Annotated in this window: 26 protein-coding genes; 12 read left to right on the forward strand and 14 right to left on the reverse strand. The window is 47.2% G+C overall.

The features are described from left to right. Positions 1–48 precede the first annotated feature (48 nt). Together ald and KNQ06_RS13515 are read left to right on the forward strand one after the other, a co-directional pair. Positions 49–1,173 (forward strand): alanine dehydrogenase, encoded by a 1,125-nt coding sequence (gene ald / locus KNQ06_RS13510; protein WP_215148568.1) that lies wholly within the window; start codon positions 49–51, stop codon positions 1,171–1,173. A 141-nt stretch (positions 1,174–1,314) separates the two neighbouring features. Next, a complete protein-coding gene (locus KNQ06_RS13515; RefSeq protein ID WP_149428003.1) occupies positions 1,315–2,175 on the forward strand; it encodes a tetratricopeptide repeat protein in 861 nt (286 codons plus the stop codon). 3 nt (positions 2,176–2,178) lie between these two features. Here the strand turns inward: KNQ06_RS13515 and KNQ06_RS13520 are convergent, their stop codons facing one another. Then, on the reverse strand, positions 2,179–2,826 hold the full coding sequence (locus KNQ06_RS13520) for a diacylglycerol/polyprenol kinase family protein (protein WP_064300682.1): 648 nt from the start codon (positions 2,824–2,826) through the stop codon (positions 2,179–2,181). A 115-nt stretch (positions 2,827–2,941) separates the two neighbouring features. Here KNQ06_RS13520 and KNQ06_RS13525 point away from each other — a divergent pair, with 115 nt between their 5' ends. Next, the gene (locus KNQ06_RS13525; protein WP_149428005.1) at positions 2,942–3,565 is read left to right on the forward strand and encodes a DUF1836 domain-containing protein; all 624 of its coding nucleotides are present in this window, start codon (positions 2,942–2,944) and stop codon (positions 3,563–3,565) included. A 45-nt stretch (positions 3,566–3,610) separates the two neighbouring features. Here the strand turns inward: KNQ06_RS13525 and KNQ06_RS13530 are convergent, their stop codons facing one another. Then, on the reverse strand, positions 3,611–4,087 hold the full coding sequence (locus tag KNQ06_RS13530) for an LURP-one-related family protein (protein WP_023469691.1): 477 nt from the start codon (positions 4,085–4,087) through the stop codon (positions 3,611–3,613). A 171-nt stretch (positions 4,088–4,258) separates the two neighbouring features. Next, the gene (locus KNQ06_RS13535) at positions 4,259–4,786 is read right to left on the reverse strand and encodes a restriction endonuclease (protein WP_023469692.1); all 528 of its coding nucleotides are present in this window, start codon (positions 4,784–4,786) and stop codon (positions 4,259–4,261) included. A gap of 162 nt (positions 4,787–4,948) precedes the next feature. On the opposite strand from KNQ06_RS13535, the gene KNQ06_RS13540 reads away from it, so the two are divergent. Continuing rightward, complete coding sequence (locus tag KNQ06_RS13540) at positions 4,949–7,084, forward strand: ATP-binding protein (protein WP_214725114.1); 2,136 nt, start codon at positions 4,949–4,951, stop codon at positions 7,082–7,084. Continuing rightward, on the forward strand, positions 7,084–8,148 hold the full coding sequence (locus KNQ06_RS13545; protein WP_251133574.1) for an SDR family oxidoreductase: 1,065 nt from the start codon (positions 7,084–7,086) through the stop codon (positions 8,146–8,148). The genes KNQ06_RS13540 and KNQ06_RS13545 overlap by 1 nt, the downstream gene beginning before the upstream one ends. Before the next feature lie 51 nt (positions 8,149–8,199). On the opposite strand, the gene KNQ06_RS13550 is transcribed toward KNQ06_RS13545, so the two are convergent. Next, positions 8,200–9,591, reverse strand: coding sequence for a TrkH family potassium uptake protein (locus KNQ06_RS13550; protein ID WP_035395598.1), 1,392 nt, complete (start codon positions 9,589–9,591; stop codon positions 8,200–8,202). A 160-nt stretch (positions 9,592–9,751) separates the two neighbouring features. Between KNQ06_RS13550 and KNQ06_RS13555 the strand changes: the two genes are divergently transcribed. The 3 genes from KNQ06_RS13555 (at position 9,752) to motB (ending at position 11,617) form a co-directional block, all read left to right on the forward strand. Then, complete coding sequence (locus KNQ06_RS13555) at positions 9,752–9,991, forward strand: hypothetical protein (protein ID WP_023469697.1); 240 nt, start codon at positions 9,752–9,754, stop codon at positions 9,989–9,991. 98 nt (positions 9,992–10,089) lie between these two features. After that, positions 10,090–10,875: a flagellar motor stator protein MotA gene (gene motA / locus KNQ06_RS13560; protein ID WP_023469698.1), complete on the forward strand. Its 786-nt coding sequence runs from the start codon at positions 10,090–10,092 to the stop codon at positions 10,873–10,875. Further along, on the forward strand, positions 10,850–11,617 hold the full coding sequence (motB, locus tag KNQ06_RS13565; RefSeq protein WP_029342904.1) for a flagellar motor protein MotB: 768 nt from the start codon (positions 10,850–10,852) through the stop codon (positions 11,615–11,617). The genes motA and motB overlap by 26 nt, the downstream gene beginning before the upstream one ends. Before the next feature lie 41 nt (positions 11,618–11,658). Here motB and KNQ06_RS13570 read toward each other — a convergent pair whose 3' ends face one another. The 6 genes from KNQ06_RS13570 to KNQ06_RS13595 all read right to left on the reverse strand — a co-directional run bounded on the left by KNQ06_RS13570 (position 11,659) and on the right by KNQ06_RS13595 (position 17,391). Beyond that, a complete protein-coding gene (locus KNQ06_RS13570; protein WP_029342905.1) occupies positions 11,659–12,192 on the reverse strand; it encodes a DUF420 domain-containing protein in 534 nt (177 codons plus the stop codon). A 3-nt stretch (positions 12,193–12,195) separates the two neighbouring features. Next, positions 12,196–13,623, reverse strand: coding sequence for a dihydrolipoyl dehydrogenase family protein (locus KNQ06_RS13575; RefSeq protein WP_064300689.1), 1,428 nt, complete (start codon positions 13,621–13,623; stop codon positions 12,196–12,198). Then, entirely contained in the window at positions 13,620–13,997 is a 378-nt protein-coding gene (locus KNQ06_RS13580; protein WP_050678428.1) for a DUF1499 domain-containing protein, read from the reverse strand. The genes KNQ06_RS13575 and KNQ06_RS13580 overlap by 4 nt, the downstream gene beginning before the upstream one ends. Positions 13,998–14,090: 93 nt before the next feature. Further along, positions 14,091–15,476, reverse strand: a complete 1,386-nt coding sequence (locus KNQ06_RS13585) for a sensor histidine kinase (RefSeq protein WP_035395592.1) — start codon at positions 15,474–15,476, stop codon at positions 14,091–14,093. Beyond that, positions 15,473–16,165 carry a response regulator transcription factor gene (locus KNQ06_RS13590; RefSeq protein WP_023469704.1) on the reverse strand — a complete coding sequence of 231 codons (693 nt, stop codon included), beginning with the start codon at positions 16,163–16,165 and terminating at the stop codon, positions 15,473–15,475. Before KNQ06_RS13590 ends, KNQ06_RS13585 begins: the two co-directional genes overlap by 4 nt. Before the next feature lie 20 nt (positions 16,166–16,185). Beyond that, on the reverse strand, positions 16,186–17,391 hold the full coding sequence (locus tag KNQ06_RS13595) for a hypothetical protein (protein ID WP_251133428.1): 1,206 nt from the start codon (positions 17,389–17,391) through the stop codon (positions 16,186–16,188). Positions 17,392–17,569: 178 nt separating this feature from the next. Here KNQ06_RS13595 and KNQ06_RS13600 point away from each other — a divergent pair, with 178 nt between their 5' ends. Continuing rightward, entirely contained in the window at positions 17,570–18,400 is an 831-nt protein-coding gene (locus tag KNQ06_RS13600; RefSeq protein WP_214725120.1) for a Cof-type HAD-IIB family hydrolase, read from the forward strand. 373 nt (positions 18,401–18,773) lie between these two features. Here the strand turns inward: KNQ06_RS13600 and ung are convergent, their stop codons facing one another. Beyond that, the gene (ung, locus tag KNQ06_RS13605) at positions 18,774–19,433 is read right to left on the reverse strand and encodes a uracil-DNA glycosylase (RefSeq protein WP_214729098.1); all 660 of its coding nucleotides are present in this window, start codon (positions 19,431–19,433) and stop codon (positions 18,774–18,776) included. 80 nt (positions 19,434–19,513) lie between these two features. Here ung and KNQ06_RS13610 point away from each other — a divergent pair, with 80 nt between their 5' ends. Next, positions 19,514–20,239 (forward strand): WecB/TagA/CpsF family glycosyltransferase, encoded by a 726-nt coding sequence (locus KNQ06_RS13610; RefSeq protein WP_149428012.1) that lies wholly within the window; start codon positions 19,514–19,516, stop codon positions 20,237–20,239. Between the two features lie 231 nt (positions 20,240–20,470). Here the strand turns inward: KNQ06_RS13610 and KNQ06_RS13615 are convergent, their stop codons facing one another. Both KNQ06_RS13615 and KNQ06_RS13620 read right to left on the reverse strand, forming a co-directional pair. Continuing rightward, entirely contained in the window at positions 20,471–21,103 is a 633-nt protein-coding gene (locus KNQ06_RS13615) for an NAD(P)H-dependent oxidoreductase (RefSeq protein WP_023469709.1), read from the reverse strand. Positions 21,104–21,248: 145 nt separating this feature from the next. Beyond that, complete coding sequence (locus tag KNQ06_RS13620) at positions 21,249–21,707, reverse strand: MarR family winged helix-turn-helix transcriptional regulator (protein WP_029342913.1); 459 nt, start codon at positions 21,705–21,707, stop codon at positions 21,249–21,251. Between the two features lie 171 nt (positions 21,708–21,878). Here KNQ06_RS13620 and KNQ06_RS13625 point away from each other — a divergent pair, with 171 nt between their 5' ends. Then, positions 21,879–22,139 (forward strand): hypothetical protein, encoded by a 261-nt coding sequence (locus KNQ06_RS13625; protein ID WP_215148570.1) that lies wholly within the window; start codon positions 21,879–21,881, stop codon positions 22,137–22,139. 17 nt (positions 22,140–22,156) lie between these two features. Continuing rightward, entirely contained in the window at positions 22,157–23,110 is a 954-nt protein-coding gene (locus KNQ06_RS13630) for a LacI family DNA-binding transcriptional regulator (RefSeq protein ID WP_214806171.1), read from the forward strand. Positions 23,111–23,164: 54 nt separating this feature from the next. Here KNQ06_RS13630 and KNQ06_RS13635 read toward each other — a convergent pair whose 3' ends face one another. Then, on the reverse strand, positions 23,165–23,818 hold the full coding sequence (locus tag KNQ06_RS13635) for a C40 family peptidase (RefSeq protein WP_050678422.1): 654 nt from the start codon (positions 23,816–23,818) through the stop codon (positions 23,165–23,167). Positions 23,819–23,914: the final 96 nt, after the last annotated feature.

Consider the following 23,914-nt stretch of genomic DNA (forward strand, 5'->3'; position numbering starts at 1 on the left):
GATGAAGAGAAATTGATTTGTTTATTTGCGAAAGGGGATCGCGTTCACATGATCATTGGAGTATTAAAGGAAATCAAAAACAACGAAAACCGTGTTGCATTAACACCTGCCGGGGTAGCAGCGTTACATGCACAAGGACATCGCGTCATCATTGAATCAATGGCAGGTATGGGGAGTGGCTTCACGAACGAAGAGTACGTCAAAGCAGGTGCTGAAATCATCGCGACTGCTGCTGAAGTCTGGGCAACAGCCGAACTCGCTTTAAAAGTTAAAGAGCCGATCGCTTCAGAGTACCAATACTTCCGTCCGGATCTGACATTGTTCACGTATCTTCACTTAGCGGCTGAGCCAGAACTGACACGTGCACTCGTTGATTCGAACATCACAGCAATCGCTTATGAGACGGTTGAAAAGAACCGCACCCTTCCATTGTTAACACCAATGAGTGAAGTCGCAGGACGTATGGCATCGCAAATCGGTGCACAGTTCTTGGAAAAACCACACGGTGGTATGGGCATCCTACTTGCAGGTGTTCCTGGGGTTCGTCGTGGAAAAGTCACAGTCATCGGCGGCGGTGTCGTCGGAACGAATGCTGCGAAACTCGCGGTTGGTCTTGGTGCGGATGTCACAATCATCGATGTCAGCCCAGAGCGCCTTCGTCAGCTCGATGATATCTTCGGTAACTCGATCAACACGTTGATCTCCAACCCGTACACGATTGCTGAAGCGGTCGCTGAGAGTGATCTCGTCATCGGTGCTGTCTTGATTCCAGGTGCAAAAGCACCGAAACTCGTCACTGCCGACATGGTCAAACGCATGAAGCCGGGCGCTATCATCGTTGACGTTGCCATCGACCAAGGTGGTATCTTCGAGACGGTCGACCGTATCTCGACGCATGATGACCCAACATATGAAAAATTCGGTGTCGTTCATTACGCTGTCGCGAACATGCCAGGTGCCGTTCCACGTACGTCTACACTAGCATTGACGAACGCAACGCTTCCGTATGTCCTTGAGCTCGCGAACAAAGGCACACACCGTGCGCTTGCTGAAAACGATGCTCTTGAAAAAGGATTGAACGTCGCGCAAGGATTCGTCACGTACGAAGCAGTCGCACGCGATCTCGGATACACGTACAAATCCGTTGAAGATGTGCTTCACCTACACGCATGATCTTGAAAGTAGAAATAGTCGATGATTCCTTTTTGAGGAACCATCGACTATTTTTTATTGCTTCTTGAGGCAGCACTCGGCTTGTCATATGATGAGAAACGAAGACTTATGATTTTGAACTAGTAGAGGGGATCTCATTACATGACACAAACCATAACCGCCCATTCTCTTGAACTTCAGAGCCACGTCGCTGAAGTCGCGTTACTCGAAGCACTGACATCCGATACAGAAGAGAGCGTACGTATTGCCGCAACCGAGCGCTTACGTGTTCTCGTCCCATCTCATCCATTGCTCAACATCGCTACAGCTCATTCCCTTTACTTCAAGAACGAACACACTCAAGCGCGCCGGCTGATCGAAGAGACACATCAGCAACTCGGTGAGCATGTGCACGGATACATACTCCTCGGTATCATCAGTGAAGATGAAGGATATATGCACGAAGCAGAACAGTTTTTCCTTTCAGCCATCACACGGTTCCCTGAAGAGCCAGCAGGACATCGTTTCCTTGCCGTCCATTACAATCATCGTCAATTTTATGGGGAGTCAGCTGTTCATGCGTTTACATATTTAAAGAAGGTTGGCGCATCTGGAATCGATACGCTGATGGCCATTGATTCCATCCAACAATTAGACGGTCATTCGATCGACATGTTGGAAGCACTCTATGCCTTAATCCTTGGCGTATCTCATCTCGACAAAACCACCGTCTTTCATGCGACAGCTTCTGTCAATCAAAGTATTCAATATGAGAAGCTGCATGCTACATTGCGCGAAGACAGCGACGAGACCCTCTACGCTAAGCTCGACGAATGCCTTTCCAACATGCTCGAGCATGGCTTGTTCGCAGCTGTTTATGACGATTCCGAAGAAAAGATCTATCGCCATGTCTTTCAGGATATGTGTCGGGATATGACCATCCGTCATGCAGGTTGGCGTGCGTATCCGGACTATATTCGATTACGCTTTCTCTATTTCAAACAATTGTTGTTACGCGACTGAACGTTAAAAAGCAAACGCGACGAGTGCCGCGATCGTCCATGGCAAGATCAAGTTGTCGAGATCGCGATATGAAATCGCTTCGATCAAGGCTGCGATATTCGCAAGCAAGAAGCCATAACTGACAGCGAGCCAAACCGGTTGTCCATAAAACAAGAACGTCACGGTCAACACGAGGAATGACGCCAAAAATAGGGCGATACTTCCTTCAAAGGATCGTTTCGTCTCACCACGGACGTAAAACGTCTTTCCGTAGCGTTTTCCGACGAGAGCCGCGAGACCGTCACCCCAAGCAAGCACCATGCTTCCCGCAATGAGCGCCATCGGCTGTCGCTCGAAGAAGAACAGGACGAGTCCCGCTAGAGCGAGTGGATAATAGACCGTTCCGTAAGAAGGACGATCGACGTCGTGCATCTGACCGATTCCTTTTCGTAGTGTCACTAGATTCACGACAGCAAAGAATAACAACGGTACGATCGCAACGTACCAGTGATCCAGCCAGAGCAGCGCAAGAAATACCCAGTGACCGACAGCAATATGAATCCATTTTCGAACCGTCTCGGGAGAAAAGCCGAAACGGCGTCCAATGACTTCCAGGATGACGAGAACTAGCCCGACGATTCCAATCGTGCCAAGAGCAGCTATCCATTCCATCGTCATTCCCCCTTTCTTTCCTATTATTGTACGTTGTTTCAGTTGCCATTTGCCCTATTGAACCTTCATTTGATAACATAAGGTCAAATGACGTCCTAGAGAGGAAGTTTTGGAAATGTATGATGCTCAAGCAGTCCAAACATTATCAAGTTGTCTGCAACGCTTGAACGAAGGAAAAGGAATCGAACCCCTCGTCGCAACGGAAGGCATAGAATTGCCGAAGGTCATCAATCGCTTGAAGCAATTCGATCCATTAAAAAATGGTCTATCCATCAATGAAATCGTTCATTTGGCAAATGCCCTGATCGGCGAACATATGTCAGCGACGACGATCCAGAACTGGACAAAACGTGAAGTCCGGGACATCATCGGCGTACCGCATCGCGGAAAGAAGTACTCGATCAATCAGGCTTCGATCATCTATTTACTGGATGATTTAAAACACCTCTTCTCGTTAGAAGAAACACGAGAACTGCTGACGATCGTCTTCAAGAATCCGAATATTGATGAGGATGATTTAATCAGTCCGCTTAATTTTTATCTCGTCTATACGCAACACGCGGAGACAAGTGGTCCGATCGAATTGACGGAGAAGCGTCTCAGACGCTCGCTCGAGCGCATTAACGCTTACCGCCCTGAAACTGTCCACGTTCTCCAACTGTGTCTCTATGCCCGTCGTGTATCGCATTTAACACACGAAGCGAAACAACGCCTCCATCATGTTCTGCAAACGACATGATGAAAAAAAGATGCCATCCATGTCATGGAAGGCATCTTTTTTTATTTAGACGGCTGTCAGTGATTTATAGTGGACGTTGTTCGTCAGACTTTTCAAGACAGAGAGTAGTTCGTACATCGAGAGTTTGTCCGCATCCTTGACGAGACGGTACTCATCACCGTCTTGCAACAATTCAGCAACGACTTCTCCAGCTGCACTCCGTACGGAGAATTTTCCTTTTGTCAGGTCGAAGGAAATCGTGAATGTACCACGCTCATACACGTTGTACTCACATTTCTTCGAGAAGAGCGAAAACTTCTCACGCATTTGACCTACCTCTTGTCCATCATGGTTCATCACGACCCACTTCTTACACGTCGGAATGAACTTACCAAACGCTACCCCTCTACCTTCACCATTCATTACTTGAACACGACCATTCTCGTCGTGTTGAACCGCACCGATCATTTGGTGCGCTTCATCATAAATCGCGGCATGACCTTGCGAAAAAACGCAACCCTGCACATAGACAACTTTGCGCAACAGAAATTCTCCTCTCACTGCTAAAACGTGCTGGTTTTTCGTCCCCAGTTTATTTAGACATCCTGTATAGTTTAACTTTCTTTATCTGTATGATATTTCGTTAACGAAAATGATTATTGCACCGTTTCTCCAAATTGACAACCCCCTTTTGTCGACAATCATTCGACATGTTCAATGCAGGTTCATCTCCTTTGCAAATGCGAGCAATTCTTCCCGATCAATGAGGCGAACCTGATTTGGTTCCGCTAGCTGATACGCAGCTTCCGTAAAGGTCGAATTCGTAACGACCCATCCCTCGTCCATCCCGTAGAATGGAACCGAGGCAGCGACCTGTTGAACCGCTTCGAGCCCTACAGCCGCACTATATCGCTTTGCCTGGATGGCAATCTTATACCCTCGTTCATCCTCTATCAACAAATCTGCTCCGAAGTCGCGTGAAGCAGGTGTCAACTCGACCCGATATCCTGCTGTTTCAAATAAATCGGCAAGCCATTCTTCAAATTCTCGTCCTTCCATTCGATCGAGTCGTTTTTCAAGCGACGGCGTTAAAATGGACAAAAGAAGAAAAAGGATACACCCTACTATACTGATGATTAAGATTAAAGGTTCCCAAGAACTCGAAAAAAAATAAGTTCCGAAAATTCCTATCATTGCAAACAAAGCTGCTAGTAACAATCGTTTTCGTTTTAATCGTTTCATCGTGCTTTTCCCCTCTACTTCGTCGTGACCTTTTTTTCACTATACTAAAATTCTTCGTCGGTTGCTTCCTTCAACAGGAAACACGACTCGTCTTGCAGAAGTAAACTAACGAGGAAAGACTGTCTTAAAATCCATGGTCGAAGACCAGTCAGGAGGTAGCTCATGGCAGAACATTCATCCCCTTCATCGCTACGAATCATTCACGCGACGTTACGTGCTATGAAAGACCCCGTTCTTCTTGTCGATGCAAATGGAAGGATTCAATTTCATAATGACGCGTTTCAACACCAGTTCATGAACACTCCGAATATCGAAACCGTTCAGGAGCTGTTTCCCATCACGGATGATTTCTTTCCATTACAGAAGGAAGCCGTCATTTCAACGACACATCAATTAACAGTCACAGCGATTGAAGCGACGGACTATTTTCTTGTCCATGTCGCTCCCCTGAAAATCGAGGACTTATTCAATTCAACACTAGATACTGCTCTATTCATCACCGACTCGGAGTTTCGGATTCAAACTTGTAACGAAGTGGCAAGCACCTTATTCCGTTTCGAGCATGCCGAAGACATCATTGGTCTCCAAGCGACGATTCTACATGATGCGAAGGAAATCGCTACCCGCCGTCAACATCTCGAACAATTGAACTTAAAAGACTTATCGGACGCGCAACTGTTTTTACTGCATGGACGGGAAGCCGAAAATGAATGGACCTATCATCGTTTGGATGGCTCAACGTTCCATGGACGCCTTTATATGACACGGTTGCCAAACGATACGTACTTCCTTCTCATTCAGGACATCACACCGCAAAAACAAATCGAATGGCATCTGACGAAAAGCGAACGCCGCTTCCGACTCTTCTCGGAATCCGTCGTTGAAGCCGTTATCTTTCATGACCACGGCATCATCATCGATGCCAATCGCGCAGCAGAAGTCATTTTCCGGACGAAACTCGAGAAAATGAAAGGCAAGACGACGCTTGAATTGATTCATCCGGATCATCACGCGCGTGTCTTACAACGCATCGAGGAGCATCGAGAAGAACCATACGAAGTCCTCGGTCAACGTGCCGATGGAACTTCTGTCGAAATCGAAGTGTTTCCGCGTGAAATCATCTACAACAACATCCGGATGCGTGTCGCCGTCGTTCGTGATATTACAGAACGAAAAAAGATTGAGAAAATGCTTGAACGCGAAAAAAATGCCATCATGCGTCAGCGTGATATCACACAATCGATTCTTCAGGCATCCAATGAAGGGTTCCTACTGACAGAAGAGGATGGAAGTTTCATCTTCATGAACGTCAAAGCACGCAAATTACTCGATGTCCCAGGCATTGCACCAAGTAAGATTCAAGAACGAATCAGTCTGATTCCGAATCTCGATTTGAACACTCGATTCGAGATGCTCCGACAAGTAGAAGAATTACTCGCCGGAAAACATTCTGAACTATCGTTTCGTTTCACGTTACAGCGACCAAATGAGTCCAGCCCACTTTATTTCGAATTTTATGCGACTGCGATCAAAAAGGAGAAGAGCCGCATTTCTCGTCATGGCTTCCTATTTGTTTTCCGTGATCGGACAGAGGAAGCGAAGATGGATCAAGTAAAGGACGAACTCGTCAGTACAGTATCGCATGAGTTGCGCACGCCACTGTCCTCCATTCTTGGCTATATGGAATTACTACGATATAAAAAACAATCGGCTGATCGAATCGAACGGTATGTTGAGATCGTCCACGAAGAGACGAAACGATTGACGACGCTATTAAATGAGTTTTTAGACATTCAGCGTCTAGAAGGTGGAAAACAGGAGTATACCTTCACGTCGTTCTCGTTGCGCGATCTTCTCGCATCAACCGTCGATGCCTATGGCGAGACCGTCGAGACGCATCGAATTGATCTAGAACTACCAGAGGATCCTGTTCTGATTTTTGCGGACGAGCACAAAATCAAGCAGGTGATCTTGAACTTGCTTTCGAACGCCATTAAGTACTCTCCACAGGCGGATCATATTCGAGTCCTTCTTTCAGCAAACCCGGAACAAGCAACGTTCTCTGTGACTGATCATGGACTCGGCATTCCACAAAATGCTTTTGAAAAGCTCTTTACGAAATTTTACCGGGTCGATAACTCAGACATCCGGAAAATCGGCGGAACCGGACTCGGACTTGCCATCTGTAAGGAAATCATCGAATCACACGGAGGTGCGATTTCCGTTGAATCAGAAATCAATGATGGTTCGACGTTCACCGTTGTACTCGAACGTGATCCAAGAAAGGAATGGAATTGATGCGGACCTACTTCATGACGGGTTTCCCCGGTTTTTTAGCGACCAAACTGATCGAACAACTGGCACGTGTACCGGATCAAATCGCTTGTTTTCATTTGCTTCATTTATCATCAGAGCGGAATACGGCCGCTGAGCGACGCCAGGACCTTCTAGAACGTACATCCTTACGACCAGATCAACTCGTGTTACATGAGGGGGATATCACGGTCGAACAGCTTGCTTTATCATCAGAGACGCGGATGATTTTGCAACAAGATGTCACACACATCTTTCATCTCGCAGCGCTATATGATTTAGCAACAGCATATGAACCCGCCTTTCGGATCAATGTGATCGGTACCGCGAACGTGACACAGTTTGCTCATACGTGTCGGACCTTAGAGCGTTACATCTACTTCAGTACAGCGTATGTCTCGGGTCTTCGTTCCGGAATGGTTCTAGAAGATGAGTTACAAGCTAGTGCCTTTAAAAATGCTTATGAAGAAACGAAATACCTCGCTGAAGTACGTTTCCGTAAAGAAATTGGAACGATCCCCTATACGATCATCCGTCCTGGGATCGTCGTCGGCCATTCCGAAACGGGCGAAACACCGAAATGGGATGGTGTTTATTTCGTTTTGAACGCGATGCGTCTCCTGCAATCCTTTGCTCCTCTTCCGTATCCCGGTCGAGCAAACGCACTCGTCAATCTCGTGCCCTATGATTACGTCATTGAAGCGACCGCTTATCTCAGTCATGCACCGGTCGGAAGAAATAAGACCTATCATCTGACGGATCCATTCCCACATGGCGCACGCGCGATTTTTGAGATGTTACACGTCGCCTATTATGGACGTTATCCGCGCGGAATCGTTCCGTTTCGACTCGTTAGCACGGCATTGACTCCAGCTGTCGCGAAACGACTTCAGGTGCAACGTCAGACACTCGATTATTTCATTCATCCCGTTCAATACGACACGACACATGCCTTACGTGACTTACGGGACACTGGTATTATTTGTCCAGACCTTGCAGAAACGATGCCTCGGCTCGTCCAGTATTACCAAATACATGCGACACACTAAAAAAGTCCAATCGTTCTTCCTCAAGGGAAGTCGATTGGACTTTTTCATCGGTTACCCGATCAACATATTCTCTTTTGGATAACGAATCGTTCGATCACGTTGCGTCGCGAACGTGAACAGAATCGTTAAGGAGCCGACACGTCCGAGTAACATCATGAACATGATTAAAAACTTACCAAAGCTATTGAGCTCAGCTGTTACGTTCAAAGAAAGACCAACTGTTCCAAATGCCGAGACCGTCTCAAAGAATAGACCGATAAAGGAAATATTCGGCTGGGTCAACGCCAGGAACGTCGTGATCAAAGCGATGAACAATAAACTGAAGACAGCAATCGCATATGCCTTTTGAATCGCTTGCGTCTGAACAGTCCGACGCATCAGAACCGTTTCACGCTGTCCGCGTATATACGTCCAGACATTCTTCAAGATGACCGCTGCCGTCGTGACCTTGATCCCGGAACCTGTTGATGCGGAACCTGCCCCGATGTACATCAAAACCATCATCAAACCGATCGAGAGCGGCACCATCGTCGTTAAATCGATCGTCTGGAAACCAGCCGTTCGTGTCGTGACGACTTGAAAGAACACGATATGGAGCGCACTGAAGAACGATTCATCTTTTAATGAACCCAAGTTCGAAACCCACTCGTAGAGCATCATTGCTAAAACACCTAGTCCATTGATGACGAGTAGTGATAGCACCATCAATTTAGAATGGAGCGAAATTTTCTTGAAGTTTCGTTTACCAGCGATATCCGCGATGACCGTAAAACCAAGACCACCAATCATCAAGAGCGCTGCAATCGTCAGAATGAATGTCGTATCTTGTTGGAAACCGATTAGATTATCACCCCATAGTGCGAATCCTGCATTGTTGAAGGCAGATACGGCGTGGAACAAACCGTAATAGAGTGCTTTTCCGAAGCTGTATTTGTATTGAATGAACAAATCAAGCGCAATCAAAAACATGCCGACGATTTCAACGAGGACCGTCGTGACGATGATATTACGAACGAGACGAATCGTTCCGCCCGGACTATCGAGATTAAACATCTCTTGGATAATGATCCGCTGACGAATCCCGATTTTTCGTCCCGTGACGCTGAGCAAGACGAGCGCGATCGTCATGAATCCAAGTCCACCGACCTGAATTAAGAGCATCATGATGATTTGACCGAGTAAATTATAGGATTCGGCAATATTAATCGGTGACAGTCCTGTGACGGTTCCTGCCGATGTCGCAACGAATAGGCAATCGATGAATGATACATCTTGCCCCTCTTGTTGTGAAATCGGAAGCCACAATAAAAAACCACCTAGTAAAATCGTCAATGTAAAGCCAGTCGCAATGAAGCGTGCCGGTTTATCGAATAGCTGATGGTACATCAATTCACCTAAACGCCCGAAGCGTGCGAGTCGTGAACGTCTTTTATGCGAGAACATCTTACTCCCCCTAGATTGTTTTCAGACAGAATTGTCTTTATCATACTCCCTCGAATTAAGAAGTTCTATCGAAATATGCAATCGACTAAACGTTTTCGTATTTTTTTGGTAAACTAGATAAAAGTGGACGTGTAATCATTAAAGGAGGTTGAGGGAAACAGTGGACCCTAAGACGGCTGATCATTCGATTGAGGATGTCTGGCGAAGGCTGGAACGACAATCACAATGGATGCCTGCGCAATTGTATTATCAATTCGAGGAACTCTTATCATTACATTTGGAGCAACCGATTCTAAATGAATTGTATCAAGTGTTAAAAAAATACGACGTACTGACCGATATAGAGCGTGACGAACGAAACGAAAGCATTCAAATGCTAATCGACGAAAACGGCGCTTGATTCTCGGTTTTTGGATTTCCGAGCAGAAGAAGTGTCTTCTGCTCTTTTATTTTTCGTTCCTATACGGATTACATACAGAAAGGTGGCACACATCAATCATGGATATCGTGTCGATCATCGGGATCATTCTTGGTCTCATCACACTAGTCGGAGGTATGATCTTAAAAGGTGCGCCTCCAGTCGCTCTACTCAACCCTGCAGCCCTTGTCATCATCTTCGTCGGAACGGCAGCTGCCATCATGATCTCCTTCCCAAAGGAACGATTGAAAGTCTTACCTGCCTTGTTTAAAGTCATCTTATTCGAACAAAAGCTGATGACGAAGCAGGTGTTGCTCGGACAATTTTTGACACTCTCGACGCAAGCACGTAAAGAAGGTCTGTTATCTCTCGAGTCAGCACTTGAAGAAGTCGATAATGCCTTCATGAAGCGTGGCGTCATGATGGTCATCGATGGGCAGCCCTCCGAATATGTCGAGGACGTCATGACACGTGACCTCGAAAACATGACGGAACGCCATCATGCCAATGCGAACATTTTCACGCAAGCTGGAACCTATGCTCCGACCCTTGGGGTTCTCGGTGCCGTTGTCGGTCTTGTTGCCGCCCTATCCGATTTATCGGATATCGAAAAATTAGGTCACGCGATTTCAGGTGCCTTCATCGCGACGTTATTCGGGATTTTCACCGGATATGTCCTGTGGTTCCCGTTCGCAACAAAGCTGAAGCAAAAATCAGCAAGCGAGATTCAGTTATATGAAATGATGATTGAAGGGATTCTCTCGATTCAAAACGGTGAATCCCCGAAGAACTTAGAAGATAAGCTACTCGTGTACCTGACACCGAAGGAGCGTGCGAACTATGAAGCGGAAAAAGAAGCCGCATGACGAACATATCTCCGAAGGCTGGTTAATTCCCTACGCCGACTTATTGACCTTGCTTCTCGCGCTCTTCATCGTTCTGTTTGCTTCGAGTAATGTCGATGCTGTGAAACTAAAAGCAATGTCCCAGTCGTTTAGCTCCGTCTTCAATGGTGGTTCAGGGATGATTACAAATAGCTCACTCTCTACTCAAGAAGAAGAGGATTCAAAAAAACTCGATGCCCGGACGAAGGCACAAAGCTATGAAATCGCAGAACTCGAAAAAATCAAAGAAGAAGCCAATCAATACATTAAGAATGAAAAACTTGAAAAAGACATCAAGGTCGAAATCACGAATGAAGGACTTGTCTTTACGATTCGCGACCGCGCGTTGTTCTCACCAGCTCAAGCAGAAGTAAGAGGACGCTCGCTTCAAATCGCAGAGGGGATGAGTGCACTACTCGTCAAAGCAGGGCAACGTCAGATTCAAGTGTCTGGACATACAGATAATATTCCAATCAACACAGCACAGTATCCGTCGAACTGGGAACTGAGTGCGGACCGGGCGATCAGTTTCATGCGTGCCTTACAACGGAATCCAAAGCTTGAACCAAAACGCTTCACCGTCAGCGGTTACGGTGAATTCCAACCAATCGCGTCCAATCAAACGGAAGCAGGTCGCAGTCAGAATCGACGCGTCGAAGTGTTGATTCGACCATTGATCGACTTAAAAGCGAATGTACTCGACGAAACAAAAGTCGAGTCCTGAACGTAAAAAACTCCTTCGTGGTTGCCACGAAGGAGCTTTTTTTAATAATACGGACGAATCATGATATAGACGATGACACCGGTCAAACTGACGTATAACCAAAGCGGCATCGTAAAGCGTGTCCACTTTTTATGCTTCTCGAAGTTTTGATTCACAGCGTGCGCGAGTGACATCAAGACAAGTGGAACGATGACTGCAGCTAGGATGATGTGCGTAATCAGGATAAAGAAATAGACAGGGCGAACGAAACCTTCGCCCCCGAATTTCGTCGATTCACTGACGGCGTGATACGTGACGTACGAAATTAAGAATAAAGTCGTCGTCATCATCGCACCACCAATGAAGCGACGATGATTCACCCGATTGCCACGACGAATGGAAATCCAAGCGCCGAGCAACAGCATGAAGGTAAAACTATTGAAGATAGCATTCAAAAAAGGAAGCAACGTCCAATCGAATCCTGAATCAACTTGTACTGGTGGTGCAAAGAATAAAAGGGCCACGAGCAAATTGATGACAAGCGTCAGCAGGATGACGAGCGGAACGAAATTCCGTTTAGTAGCAGGTTGTTGCATGAATCATTCTCCTTGTTTCCAGTCGAAATAACGTTTCAACCATTTTGGGATCGGACCAGCGAATAGACGTTCACGCCAGTAGACATCAGCAGCACGCTGAACAGCAGCACCACGGATCGGATATGGGTGGACGACACGCGACAATTGACCGACCTTATCTTTACGTGCCATCGCATAGACGACTTCTTGCATCCACTCACCCGCTTGTTCTCCGATTGCATGTGCTCCAATCAGTTTTCCACGCTTATCGGCGATGAGCTTGACGCGCCCTTCTGTCTGACCATTGATGACGAAACGATCGACTTCATCGAGACCGGTCTGATAGACCTTGATCTCCCCATGTTTCTTGCGTGCCTCGTCTTCCGTCAATCCGAGATGGAACAATTCAGGCGTCGTGAATGTGACCCACGGAACCGCTCGATAATCCGGCTTCGTCCGTAGACCGAATAAAGCATTCGTGACGACCGTTTTTCCTTCAAGCCCTGCGACGTGCGTAAACGGAAGCGAGTTGATCGTATCTCCGACCGCAAAGATGTGTCGTTGACTTGTGCGAAGTGAACCATCGACCTGGACGAATCCTTTTTCGACGTGTACACCGGCTCGATCGAGACGTAGTGCTTCGATGCGTGGCTTACGACCGACCGCGACAAGCACGGCATCCGTTTCGATGACACGTGATTCGCCGTTTGCTTCGACCGTCACTTCGATGCCCCCGGCTGACTTGCGGACGTGCGTGACCTTCGTATCGAGATGTAATGTCAATTCTTGTTCGAGCTGACGTTGAATGACTTCGACCATGTCGCGATCTTCTTTTCCGAGTAACGTCTTCATACCCTCGATGACCGTGACTTCTGTTCCAAGATGCGCATACGCTTGCGATAACTCAAGACCAATCGCACCACCACCGATGACGAGCAGTCGCTCCGGACGCTCCGTCAATTCGAAAATCGTCTCGTTCGTTAAATAATCAATCGTATCGAGTCCATCAATCGGTGGAATGATGGGTTGAGATCCCGTCGAGATCGCAAACTTCTCACCTACGACAAGCTGTCCCGCCACTTCCACTTCATGAGCACTGAGGAATGTCGCTTCTCCGATATAGACATCGACACCAAGATCTTCGAACCGTTTCGTTCCATCGTGTGATTGAATGATGTTACGTGCCCGATCGACGCTTGCTTTCGTTTTCGAATAGACCGCGTCCCCGTTCAGCGTCACGTTGTATTTTTCAGCCGTTCGCTTCATGACATGGACATCGTGCGCCGCTTCGATCAAAGCCTTTGAAGGAACGCAACCGTAGTGAAGACAATCTCCACCTAGATGCGTATGGCGTTCGATCAGGGCGACGTGCGCGCCAAGACTTGCTGCACCGGCAGCAATCGTCATTCCGGCTGCACCACCACCGATGACGACTAATTGATAGTTCTTCATCGTGATCCCTCCTCGTAACGACGTGTGATGTCTTCCATTCGTTTACGGTTGACGCCCCAGTCGGAGTACCCGACACGTGATGCCGAACGGAAATGAATCACCTGTGCAGCTTCATCGAAGTAAAATTCGACGTCATCCTTGAAGCGAAAGACTTTACTTGTGAAGATGGCGTGGATGTATGTCCCTTCCTCCTTGACGACTTTGACGCGGTCGAGGCTTTGTAGGATACGTAGTAATTGAAACTTTGAATCTGCAAGCGTTCCTTTGAACGGGAGCGGACGCATTTTCATATCCTGTAGATCGGTTTGAGTAGATACCGCGTTCGGTTTTCCGGAGAGCGGTTGAAGCGTACCATTTGAAACACCAAGTGCCATGACTGATTCCTCCGTTTCCTATCATCTGATCCATTTCGTACTATAATCCACTTAACTTTACCAGTTTCTGTTTCACTCTGCCCGTCTCAGTGTTTACGCTTTCGTGACAGGTAGCAGAATCGTTGCGATGACGCCGCCTTCCGGCTGATTATCAATAAATAGCTTGCCTTCATGTGCTTCGACGAGTTCTCGGCAAATCGATAGTCCGAGCCCTGTTCCACCCTTTCCTTTTTGCACTTGGTAGAACTTTTCTGTGACGTGACGTAAGTGCTCTTTCGGAATCCCGGGACCTTCATCACTGAAGGATAGGAACAACACACGCTCTGAACGAACGAGGCGAATGGTGATCGTGCCACCGACTGGAGAAAAGCGGATCGCATTATCAAGCAGGTTCAAGAAGACTTGTTTCAATCGATTTTCGTCGTATAGACCGACGACTTGCGCCGGTAACTTCTGTACGATCTGGACATTTTTTTCTTCCAGCTTTTGACGAAGTTGCGCTGTTACGGTCTCGATGATTTCCGTCAAGTTGACTTCTTGACGGTATAAGACGAGGCGACTCGTCTCGAGTTTCGAGAAATCGAGTAACTGCTCAACGAGCGAAATCAAACGCTCCGTCTCCGAATGAATGATGCCCATCCCAAGCGACGCCTCTTCCGGCAACTGATCCTGTTCGACGAGTAACGTTTCACTCCAGCCTTTGATCGATGTCAGCGGTGTCCGTAATTCATGGGAAATACCAGAAATGAATTCATCTTTCAATGTTTCCTGCTGTTTGATCTGTTGCCCCATATAATTGATCGTCCGCGCTAGTTCTCCAAGCTCGAACGAGTATTCCTCGTTCACCTTGACGTCGTAATGCTGTTTCGCGATTTGGTCCGATGCACCGATGACTTCTTGAATCGGTCGGACGATCGACGAGACGAGACGTGAGGAATAGATGAAGGCAAGTCCCCAAATAACTGTACCCAGGAGGACGATCGCTAAACAAATTTCGATCACACGTCGATCGATTCGCTCAAGCGACGTCGTATAACGAAGCGCTCCTGTCGTCTGACCAAACGATACGACAGGTTCTGTTACTTCCAGTAAATGTTCTCCCGTCGCTTCATCGTCATATCGTTTCGTGACGGTCTGTCCCGCCCTTACTTGATTGACCGCTGCTCGCGTCAACTTACGTTCCGAGATGAATCCGGTCGAAGAGTAACGCGGAATCCCTGTCGCATCCAACACTTCGATCTCGGCGTCTGGATAAGCGTAAGAATCGAGTACATCATGAATCGTCGCTTCTGAATCGGCGTAATCATAAGCAAGGCCGCTATTCGCAAATAAGACAGCACTCGCATTCGCATGACGTTTCAAGACATCTGTCGCCGTCACGTAGTAATAGTTATAGGTCACGAACGAAAGGATCCCGATGACGAGTAAGACTGTCACCGTGATGATCGTCATGAACCGCATCAATATCTGGCGCTTCATTCTTCGTTACGCCACTTGTATCCATGTCCCCACAATGTCTCGATGAACTTCGGTTCCGCTGGATTCTCTTCGATTTTTTGACGAAGACGGCGAATGTTGACATCGACCGTCTTCCGATCACCAAAGTAATTCTCACCCCATACCGCATCGAGTAACTCATCTCGCGACATGACTTGATCTTCGTTTTTGATGAAGTGGCAAAGTAAATCGTATTCAGTTGGTGTCACTTCGACGTCAACACCTTCTTTTTGGACGCGCTTCGCCCCTAAATCAATCCGGAACGGTCCAGAGACGAGTTCACGTGGCTGTTTTCTGCGGCGTAACGTCTCTACCCGTCGTAACAGTGACTGGATGCGCGCAAGAAGCTCTGCTGGACTGAACGGCTTCGCGATGTAATCGTCCGCGCCTACGCTTAGTCCCATGACTTTATCCTCTTCTCGTGTCCGTGCCGTCAGCATGATGATCCCGACGACTTCATCCTTTGCCCGCGCCTGTTCACAGACGGCAAAACCGTCGACTTCCGGCATCATGATATCGAGTAACAGAATATCGAAGGTTTGTTGATCAAATTGCGCAAGCGCTTCTTTCCCATTTTCCGCCTCGATGACATCATAGCCTGCCCGTTTCAAGTTAATGACGATGAAACTACGAATCGCATGTTCATCTTCGGCTACTAGTATTTTGGTCATTCTTTTCTCCCCCTGATTCTTTATTCCACGAGTGTGACACGATTGACGAACACTTCATAGTCCTTCGTCGCATCAATCACATAGACATAATCGATACCTTCTTTGATTTTTCGCTTTTGATCACTCGCAATGTATTGATTCTTCGGAATGACCTCTAATTCGAAATCAATCTGCTTCGTTTCTCGATTGATGAACCGAACACGATTTTCGCGTTTTTCGATCGTTTCACGCGTCGCCCAGTTGGCAGGGAACCGCATGACGAAATTGTATTCTTGATCGATGTACTGCTCTTCTCGCAGTTCGAACCCACTCTCGAGAAATGGTGGATTATCTGATCCATTCCATGTGTAGTATGCCGTGATGCGTGGTTTTGGTTCACCCTCACGCCCTTTACTGCCTTCTGGCGTGTATTGATGACCAAACTCGACGATTCCGTCTTGATCGACATCTTTCGGGAAAGTATACATCGGTTCGACGATCTCATCGACCTGACCGAAACGGACCTGTTCCAACGTATCGTTCGCTAAACGGAATAATGCGATGTGCATTTTTGCATCTCGTGTATACGAGACGATCAAGCCTTTATTCCGAGCGGCATTGATCGTATCGACTTCAAATAAATCATGTTCTGCGAATAAATCGCCATCCTGCGTCGAAAGCGTCGTCTCTTGGTGCTCTTTCGACAGGATGTCTTTATAATAGATCAAACGAGACGGACTGCCCTTTTGCAGAAGCACCATATCCCGCTCTCGATCTTGATTCAAATCAGCTACCGACAGACGATCGTATCGATCGACTTTCGTGACGTCTCGTTGCTTCGATAGTAACTGTTCAATGATGTATAACGTATTTTCACCATAACTGGTAATACCGATGACCAGGTGGTTTTGTTTATGTCGTGCGTCAGTTATGACTTCGAGTCGATCGATGGCTCGACCGTCAGCTACCGTCTGTCGCGCCACGAGTCGCCATTTTTCGCCTTGTCGTTCATGGACGAGAAGATGAATCGTGAAGCGCCCGTCCTGCTCACTACGGTAGAAGGTGATTGCTTCATCTTTACCGTTTCGATCTAAGTCGACGAGTTCGTATAGGCGGGATACCGCTTGATTTCGTGGCGCCACGATCTCTGCCTGTTTCGGCAAATCGCGGTCAATCCGTTCTTTCAACGACTGCTCCCATGCCGGAAGGGACGGATGTTCGAGTAAAGAGGCGGGATGCGGAAACATCGTACTGCATCCTGCTAATAATAGACTTGATATGATCATGAAGAGATATTTCATAAAGTTGGAATCCTTTCCGTACGGGCTCTGTTTCCACTTTATCATACTCTCTTCGAGGAGAGTATATTGTCGAACGGGGGACAAGTTGTTACGATATACAGATAATTGAAAGGGGTTTGAATGTATGACGTATAAAATGATTGTTCTCGATTTAGATGATACTTTGTTGACAAGTGACCATACGATTTCACCACGTACGAAAGAAGCTTTACTCGCTGCGCAGCGTCGCGGGAAGAAAGTCGTCCTCGCTAGCGGTCGTCCGACATTTGCCATGCTCGACCTCGCAAAAGAGCTGGAACTCGCACGCTACGGAAGTTACATCCTAAGCTTCAATGGCGCTTCCATCATTGATTGTAAAACGAACGAATCGCTCTTCCTCAGCACGCTTTCCCCGGAGACGGTCCACCGCCTCGACGATTTGAGTAAACGGGAGGGTGTCTACATCCACACGTATGTCGGACATGAGATCCTGACAGAGGAACCGAATGAATATACGACGCTCGAAGGACAACTGACAGGCATGGAGGTCATCCCTGTCGCTGATTTTAAGGCAGCGATTCAAACACCTGTCGTCAAGTGTTTAATGATGGCAGAAGAGACGCACCTCGCGCGCGTCGAACAGACGCTTCAACAGGAACTTGCGGGTGAACTCGCGGTAGCTCGCTCGAAGCCATTTTTCCTTGAATTCACAGAAGATGGTGTCACAAAAGGAACAAGCCTTGCCTTACTGTCTGAAAAACTGGGAATCGCTCAAGAAGAAGTCATTGCTTGTGGAGACGGCAACAACGATCTATCGATGATCGAATGGGCAGGTCTTGGCGTCGCGATGGCGAATGCAGCCGATACCGTCAAAGAAAAGGCACAGTATATGACCGCTTCGAACGATGAAGATGGTGTTGCTCTCGTCGTCGAAAAGTTCATGATGGATGAGGAGCCGGCTATCTCAAGCCGCTAAGTAACTCCAAAAAGAATGACGCGTCTTTTCACGCCCTTTCCTCAGGCGAGACACAAGCCAATTTTCCTGCTTCATTCAAGCAGGAAAACGGGTCTTGTTTGTCTCTGACAGCGCAAAATTGCGCTTTTTCCTGTAGGAGTTGCGTGTGACGCGTCTTTTTTTATACCTGGAAGAAGGATCAGAGAAGCATTTTGTTCACTCGACATCGCTTCCTGGGGAAAAACAAGCAAGAGCGACCCTGCAGCGAAGCGGCGCGATGCTTGTCCCTGGAAAACGATTCGAGACGAACAAAAAGGCGCAATCCTTCTCGTTAAGAGAAAAACTGCGCTTTGTCTTCAGTCTCAGGCTGACTTTTGAGTCAGCCTTTTTTGATTTACGACAAACACCAGTCGATCGGCTCTCTTCCCTGCTCTTTCAGCCAAGCATTCGTTTGCGAATATGGCTTACTACCGAAAAATCCACGACTTGCGGATAAAGGACTCGGATGGACGGCTTCAAGAACAAGATGACGATCCGTATCGATCAGCGCTTTTTTACTCTTCGCATGATTTCCCCAGAGGATGAATACGATCGGTTGTGTCTGCGTTCCTAATACTTCGATGACCCGATCCGTGAACGGCGCCCAGCCTTTTTTAGCATGGGATCCCGCTTTCCCCTCCTCAACCGTAAGCGACGTATTGAGTAAGAATACTCCTTGTCGTGACCATGCTTCGAGATTTCCGGAGGTCGGAGCCGGACAACCGATATCCGTGACGAGTTCCTTATACATGTTTCGAAGGGACGGAGGAATTGGCACTCCGTCATGCACGGAAAAGCTGAGTCCATTCGCCTGACGTGGACCATGATAGGGATCTTGCCCTAGGATGACGCACCGGACATCTTCTGGCGCGACTGCATCGAACGCATGAAAAATCCGCTCTTTCGGAGGGTAGACGGTCGTCGTTTGATAGGCTTCCTTCAAAAAAGCCCACAGTTCTTGAAAATAGGGTTTTTCCTTTTCTTCTTTTAACACGGTTTGCCAAGATGGATGCACGTGAATCCGCTCCTTTTTCAGTCTCAAGTCGCTGTTCGTCCGTCTTGATTCTGCTATGATGGATGATGAGGTGGAAAACTATGATTCAGACAAAACAATTATTCGGACTACCATTCGTCGATGCGACACCTTCGCAATGGTATACCCATATTAAAACAATCTTACACGACCGTGGAAAAGCCTTTCTTGTCACGGCGAATCCCGAGCTCGTGTTGCGTGCATTACGCGAACCTTCTTACGATGCCATCTTACGACGGGCGACGTTCATCACACCAGACGGGATCGGTGTGACGGCTGCCAGTAAACGGATGGGAGCACCGCTCACTGCGACATTGCCGGGAATCGAGACGGCACGTGAACTATTGCGGACGGCAGACGCACTCGAGAAGCGTGTCTTTTTACTCGGTGGACGTCCGGAAGTCATGAAATCGTTGATCCGTCAGTTATCGATTCGTTTTCCGAACATCCACTTCGTTGGAACGTTTCATGGTTTTGGAAAGACAGAAGAAGCAACGCAAGCCATTACAGAAGCAGACGCTGATCTTGTTCTCGTCGCACTCGGTGCGCCAAAACAGGAAGAATGGATCGCTTCCATCTATGATCAAGTCGATCACGGCATCTTTATCGGTGTCGGTGGTGCGTTCGACGTCTGGTCCGGACACAGTAAGCGCGCGCCTAAATTATTCCGTCGCTTCAAGCTAGAGTGGCTCTATCGTATCTCGACGCATCCTCGTGGATTCGAGAAACTCAAGGATTTGTTACTTTTCCTGACGCTTGTGCTTCGTAAAAAATCAACGCTCTCTTGAGCGCACACAAAAAGGGCTGACTTAAAAAATGATGCGTCCTTTCACGCCCTTTCCTCAGGCGAGACACAAGCAAGAGCGACCCTGCAACGAAGTGAAGCGGCGCGATACTTGTCCCAGGAAAACGATGCGAGATGAACAAAAAAGCGCAATCTTTCTCGTTAAGAGAAAAATTACGCTTTGTCTTCAGTCTCAAGGCTCCCGACACGGCGGGAGCCTTTTTTTACACTTATCTTATGCGTTGACAGTCGAGAATGAACGACCGAGTTCTTTTGCTTTAGCGATTGCTGCTTCTTTGATCTCTTCTGCTTTTTCTGGGTTCATTGCCATACCTTCGATGAAGAGTGCATCGTAGTCTGTTACACCAGTGAAAGCAAGTGCTTGACGGAGGTAGTCATCACCGAAGTTGAGACCAGATCCTGTGTAGACGCCACCTGTTGCTTGGATGTGGAGTGCTTTTTTGCCTTCCATCAAGCCTTTTGGACCTTCTGCAGTGTAAGCGAATGTTTTACCTGCAAGAAGAACGCTGTCGATGTACATTTTGAGACGTGCTGGGAAAGAGAAGTTCCACATTGGTGTGACGAAGACATACTCATCTGCTTCCATGTATTGCTCGAGATGTTTTGTCATCGTACCGACTTTTGCGATCTCTACTTCTGTTAACTCTTCGCCTGTTGCGAATTTGCCCCATGCGCTAAGAACATCTGTATCGATTTCTTGGACTGTTTCGTTATATAGATCAAGAACTTCTACTTCAGCTGAAGGATTCGCTGCTTTGTAGCTTTCGAGGAATGCTTCACCGACTTGAAGGCTGAAAGAGTGTTCTGTAGCTTTCGGGTTAACAGTTACATAAAGTAATTTAGTCATTATTATTTCTCCCTTTTATTTAAAGTAAATTCTGTAACTAAACATACCAACCACCTTTTCGTTTGTCAATTAGTTTGACTTCCAAACGAATAAAAAAAACTCAAGTCCGTGACCTGAGCTTTCTTGATCTTATGAGTGCTAATTCTTACACATTTTCGAGCGGCGTATAATGTTCGGCTCGTAAACCGATTCGTTTCAACTGATCAATCAACTGTTCCTTTTCAGAAACCGACAAATCCTTAAATAAGTCTGCTAAAAAGGCTTCATGTTTCGGGAATGTTTCTTCCATTAGTTCACGTCCCGCTTCCGTTAGGGTTCCAAACGTGACACGACGATCCGTCGCACATGATTTTCGCGCGATCAACCCACGCTTTTCAAGTTTATCCACGACATACGTCACACTTCCGCTCGTTAATAGAATCTTATCGCCAATTTGTTGTAGAGGCGTGTCCCCTTTGTGGTACAGCAATTCCAGAACTCCGAATTCCGATAAATTCAACTGATGTGTTTTGATGTCTGCCTTCACTTGCTCCGTCACCGCATGCATCGTCCGAGATAGAACAACGAGCATTTTTAATGCCAGCTTCGAGTCTGTCGATTCCATTTTACGTTCGCCCCTCTTTGTGTTGTATCGTCACAATCATAGACTTCTTTGTCTAACTGGTCAATTCTTGCTGAATTTTTGCAATCGATCCACTGCTCAAAAATAGTTCTTGCCGTGAAACGCGTTTCATAGCCTATCGTCTTGATATACACTAAAAAGGAGGTAATCATCATGTCGATCCATACACGATTAATCCAGCTGTTTAAACGAAATGTTGCTTTTGAGTGGGCCATCGAACAATTGCATACACCAGCAGGTTATTATTTGTGTCAGCACACGTTGGTTGATCAATACCCTGATTTGTCTCCTCAAGAAAAAATAAGACTGCTCTCAAAGATCAATGAATTGGCTGAGCAGACAGCTCCATTCTCGGCTCCCGTCTCCCGACAGGATTGGCGCCGACTTGAACGACGATTATCTCGTAAGATGTAATCCAGGAGGGATGCGCGATGACGAACATCCGAGACTTGGCACGTGAAGCCAACGTGTCCGTTACGACAGTCTCACGTGTACTAAATGATCATCCTTACGTTGCGAACGAGAAGCGACAAGCTGTCCGAGAAGCCATCGAAAAACTCGGATATATCCGTAATCAGACTGCCGTTCATCTATCGACGGGTATGACAAAAACGGTCGGAGTCATGCTCCCGTTCGTTGATCATCCATATCACGCTGCCATTCTTCAAGGCATCGCGCAAGCCGCCTTTGACGCGAGCTATCGGTTCTTGACGTGGCAAACGAATTATGTGGAAACGCATGAGCAACTGGCACTGGATGCGCTGGCGCAACAGGAAATCGACGCACTCATCGTCGTGTCGCACAGTCTTCCCTTATCAGCGATTTTATCGTATGAACAATATGGCCCGATCGTCTTTTGTGAACATCATGAAGATGTCGCTGCCGTCTATATCGATCACTATACGGCCTTTCAACAAGGACTTGCACATCTACGACAACAGGGACATACGAGCATCGGCATCTGTCTCGGACGACCGGACAGTACGAATAGCTTGGCGCGTAAACATGCGTATCAAGAGGTCGTACGTGACGAATTCGTCTATGAACAGACCTTGACGATTGAAGACGGTGCGACCGTCGCAAGACGCTGGATGCAACAAAAACAACGACCGACCGCTATCTTGACCGCAAGTGATCACGTGGCAGCGGGTCTGATCTTGGAACTCCGAAAACAAGGCTATCAGGTTCCTGGAGACCTGTCTGTCATTGGTTTTGATGGAAGTGAACTCGCTGAAGTCCTAGCGATGACGACGATCGCGATCCCTTATGCCACGATCGGGCGACATGCTTTTCAATTAACCGTCCGCGAAGATCTCGTTGCTCGTCCACAAATCGAAGTACCTTCGGCGTTCATTGCTGGAACGACCGTTCTTCCTCATACCTGAATCCATATAAAAAAGCGACGAGTTCATAGATTTGAATTCGTCGCTTCATTTCGTTTAAAGAGTTCCTGCCGCTACATACCGTGATCCCCAGTAACCGCCACGGAACGATTCTTTGACGACTCTTCCATAATACGAGTTCGCATTGATCATCGTACCGCCATCGACAGCGATTCCAACGTGTTGAATCCCACTTCCATGTGTAAAGAAGACGAGATCCCCAGCGCCAGGTGCCGTACGTTTTGTTGCTGAGTATTGAGCCGCTGCCGTACGTGGGAGTGATTTTCCTAGTGCTTGATAGACGTAACGTGTAAATCCAGAGCAATCAAAGCTAACAGGACCTGTCGCACCAAAAACATAAGGACGTCCTTTGAGACCTTCTGCTACCGAAACGATCGTTGATCCTGTTTTACTAAGACCTTTCGTCGCTTTAGCGTTATATGCTTTCGTGTATGTAGAGGCGATGTATGCTGATTTCCCTTGATGACGAATTTGATACCATTCTTTGACCTGACCTACGACGGTTACAGCTTGTCCAAGTTTCAATTGCCCGACTCGTTTACTTGATACAGCAGCTTTTGCACGAATATTCAGCACATCCACTGACACCACTACTTTTTTACTTGTTGCAGCTTGCGTTGATGCTGGGACGAGTGTCCAACTACTGATGAGTAACGTTAAGGTTAACAAAACACGAGTGACAGCTTTCATCGATTCATTCTCCTCTTATGTATGAATGTATTGTACGTCTGAATTGTCAGATAATTTCTGTATTTATCCTATCATGTTCCAGATTTTCATCATATT

The organism is Exiguobacterium sp. s91, assembly GCF_018618915.1.
In the GTDB taxonomy this organism is placed as follows: Bacteria; Bacillota; Bacilli; order Exiguobacteriales; family Exiguobacteriaceae; genus Exiguobacterium_A; species Exiguobacterium_A abrahamii.

What these genes read in the sequence shown, in the direction of transcription:
- ald (WP_215148568.1), top strand. Translation starts at nt 49, where the DNA reads ATGATCATTGGAGTATTAAAGGAAATCAAAAACAACGAAAACCGTGTT.
- KNQ06_RS13515 (WP_149428003.1), top strand. Translation starts at nt 1,315, where the DNA reads ATGACACAAACCATAACCGCCCATTCTCTTGAACTTCAGAGCCACGTC.
- KNQ06_RS13520 (WP_064300682.1), bottom strand. Translation starts at nt 2,826, where the DNA reads ATGGAATGGATAGCTGCTCTTGGCACGATTGGAATCGTCGGGCTAGTT.
- KNQ06_RS13525 (WP_149428005.1), top strand. Translation starts at nt 2,942, where the DNA reads ATGTATGATGCTCAAGCAGTCCAAACATTATCAAGTTGTCTGCAACGC.
- KNQ06_RS13535 (WP_023469692.1), bottom strand. Translation starts at nt 4,786, where the DNA reads ATGAAACGATTAAAACGAAAACGATTGTTACTAGCAGCTTTGTTTGCA.
- KNQ06_RS13540 (WP_214725114.1), top strand. Translation starts at nt 4,949, where the DNA reads ATGGCAGAACATTCATCCCCTTCATCGCTACGAATCATTCACGCGACG.
- KNQ06_RS13545 (WP_251133574.1), top strand. Translation starts at nt 7,084, where the DNA reads ATGCGGACCTACTTCATGACGGGTTTCCCCGGTTTTTTAGCGACCAAA.
- KNQ06_RS13550 (WP_035395598.1), bottom strand. Translation starts at nt 9,591, where the DNA reads ATGTTCTCGCATAAAAGACGTTCACGACTCGCACGCTTCGGGCGTTTA.
- motA (WP_023469698.1), top strand. Translation starts at nt 10,090, where the DNA reads ATGGATATCGTGTCGATCATCGGGATCATTCTTGGTCTCATCACACTA.
- motB (WP_029342904.1), top strand. Translation starts at nt 10,850, where the DNA reads ATGAAGCGGAAAAAGAAGCCGCATGACGAACATATCTCCGAAGGCTGG.
- KNQ06_RS13570 (WP_029342905.1), bottom strand. Translation starts at nt 12,192, where the DNA reads ATGCAACAACCTGCTACTAAACGGAATTTCGTTCCGCTCGTCATCCTG.
- KNQ06_RS13575 (WP_064300689.1), bottom strand. Translation starts at nt 13,623, where the DNA reads ATGAAGAACTATCAATTAGTCGTCATCGGTGGTGGTGCAGCCGGAATG.
- KNQ06_RS13580 (WP_050678428.1), bottom strand. Translation starts at nt 13,997, where the DNA reads ATGGCACTTGGTGTTTCAAATGGTACGCTTCAACCGCTCTCCGGAAAA.
- KNQ06_RS13585 (WP_035395592.1), bottom strand. Translation starts at nt 15,476, where the DNA reads ATGAAGCGCCAGATATTGATGCGGTTCATGACGATCATCACGGTGACA.
- KNQ06_RS13590 (WP_023469704.1), bottom strand. Translation starts at nt 16,165, where the DNA reads ATGACCAAAATACTAGTAGCCGAAGATGAACATGCGATTCGTAGTTTC.
- KNQ06_RS13595 (WP_251133428.1), bottom strand. Translation starts at nt 17,391, where the DNA reads ATGTTTCCGCATCCCGCCTCTTTACTCGAACATCCGTCCCTTCCGGCA.
- KNQ06_RS13600 (WP_214725120.1), top strand. Translation starts at nt 17,570, where the DNA reads ATGACGTATAAAATGATTGTTCTCGATTTAGATGATACTTTGTTGACA.
- KNQ06_RS13610 (WP_149428012.1), top strand. Translation starts at nt 19,514, where the DNA reads ATGATTCAGACAAAACAATTATTCGGACTACCATTCGTCGATGCGACA.
- KNQ06_RS13615 (WP_023469709.1), bottom strand. Translation starts at nt 21,103, where the DNA reads ATGACTAAATTACTTTATGTAACTGTTAACCCGAAAGCTACAGAACAC.
- KNQ06_RS13620 (WP_029342913.1), bottom strand. Translation starts at nt 21,707, where the DNA reads ATGGAATCGACAGACTCGAAGCTGGCATTAAAAATGCTCGTTGTTCTA.
- KNQ06_RS13625 (WP_215148570.1), top strand. Translation starts at nt 21,879, where the DNA reads ATGTCGATCCATACACGATTAATCCAGCTGTTTAAACGAAATGTTGCT.
- KNQ06_RS13630 (WP_214806171.1), top strand. Translation starts at nt 22,157, where the DNA reads ATGACGAACATCCGAGACTTGGCACGTGAAGCCAACGTGTCCGTTACG.
- KNQ06_RS13635 (WP_050678422.1), bottom strand. Translation starts at nt 23,818, where the DNA reads ATGAAAGCTGTCACTCGTGTTTTGTTAACCTTAACGTTACTCATCAGT.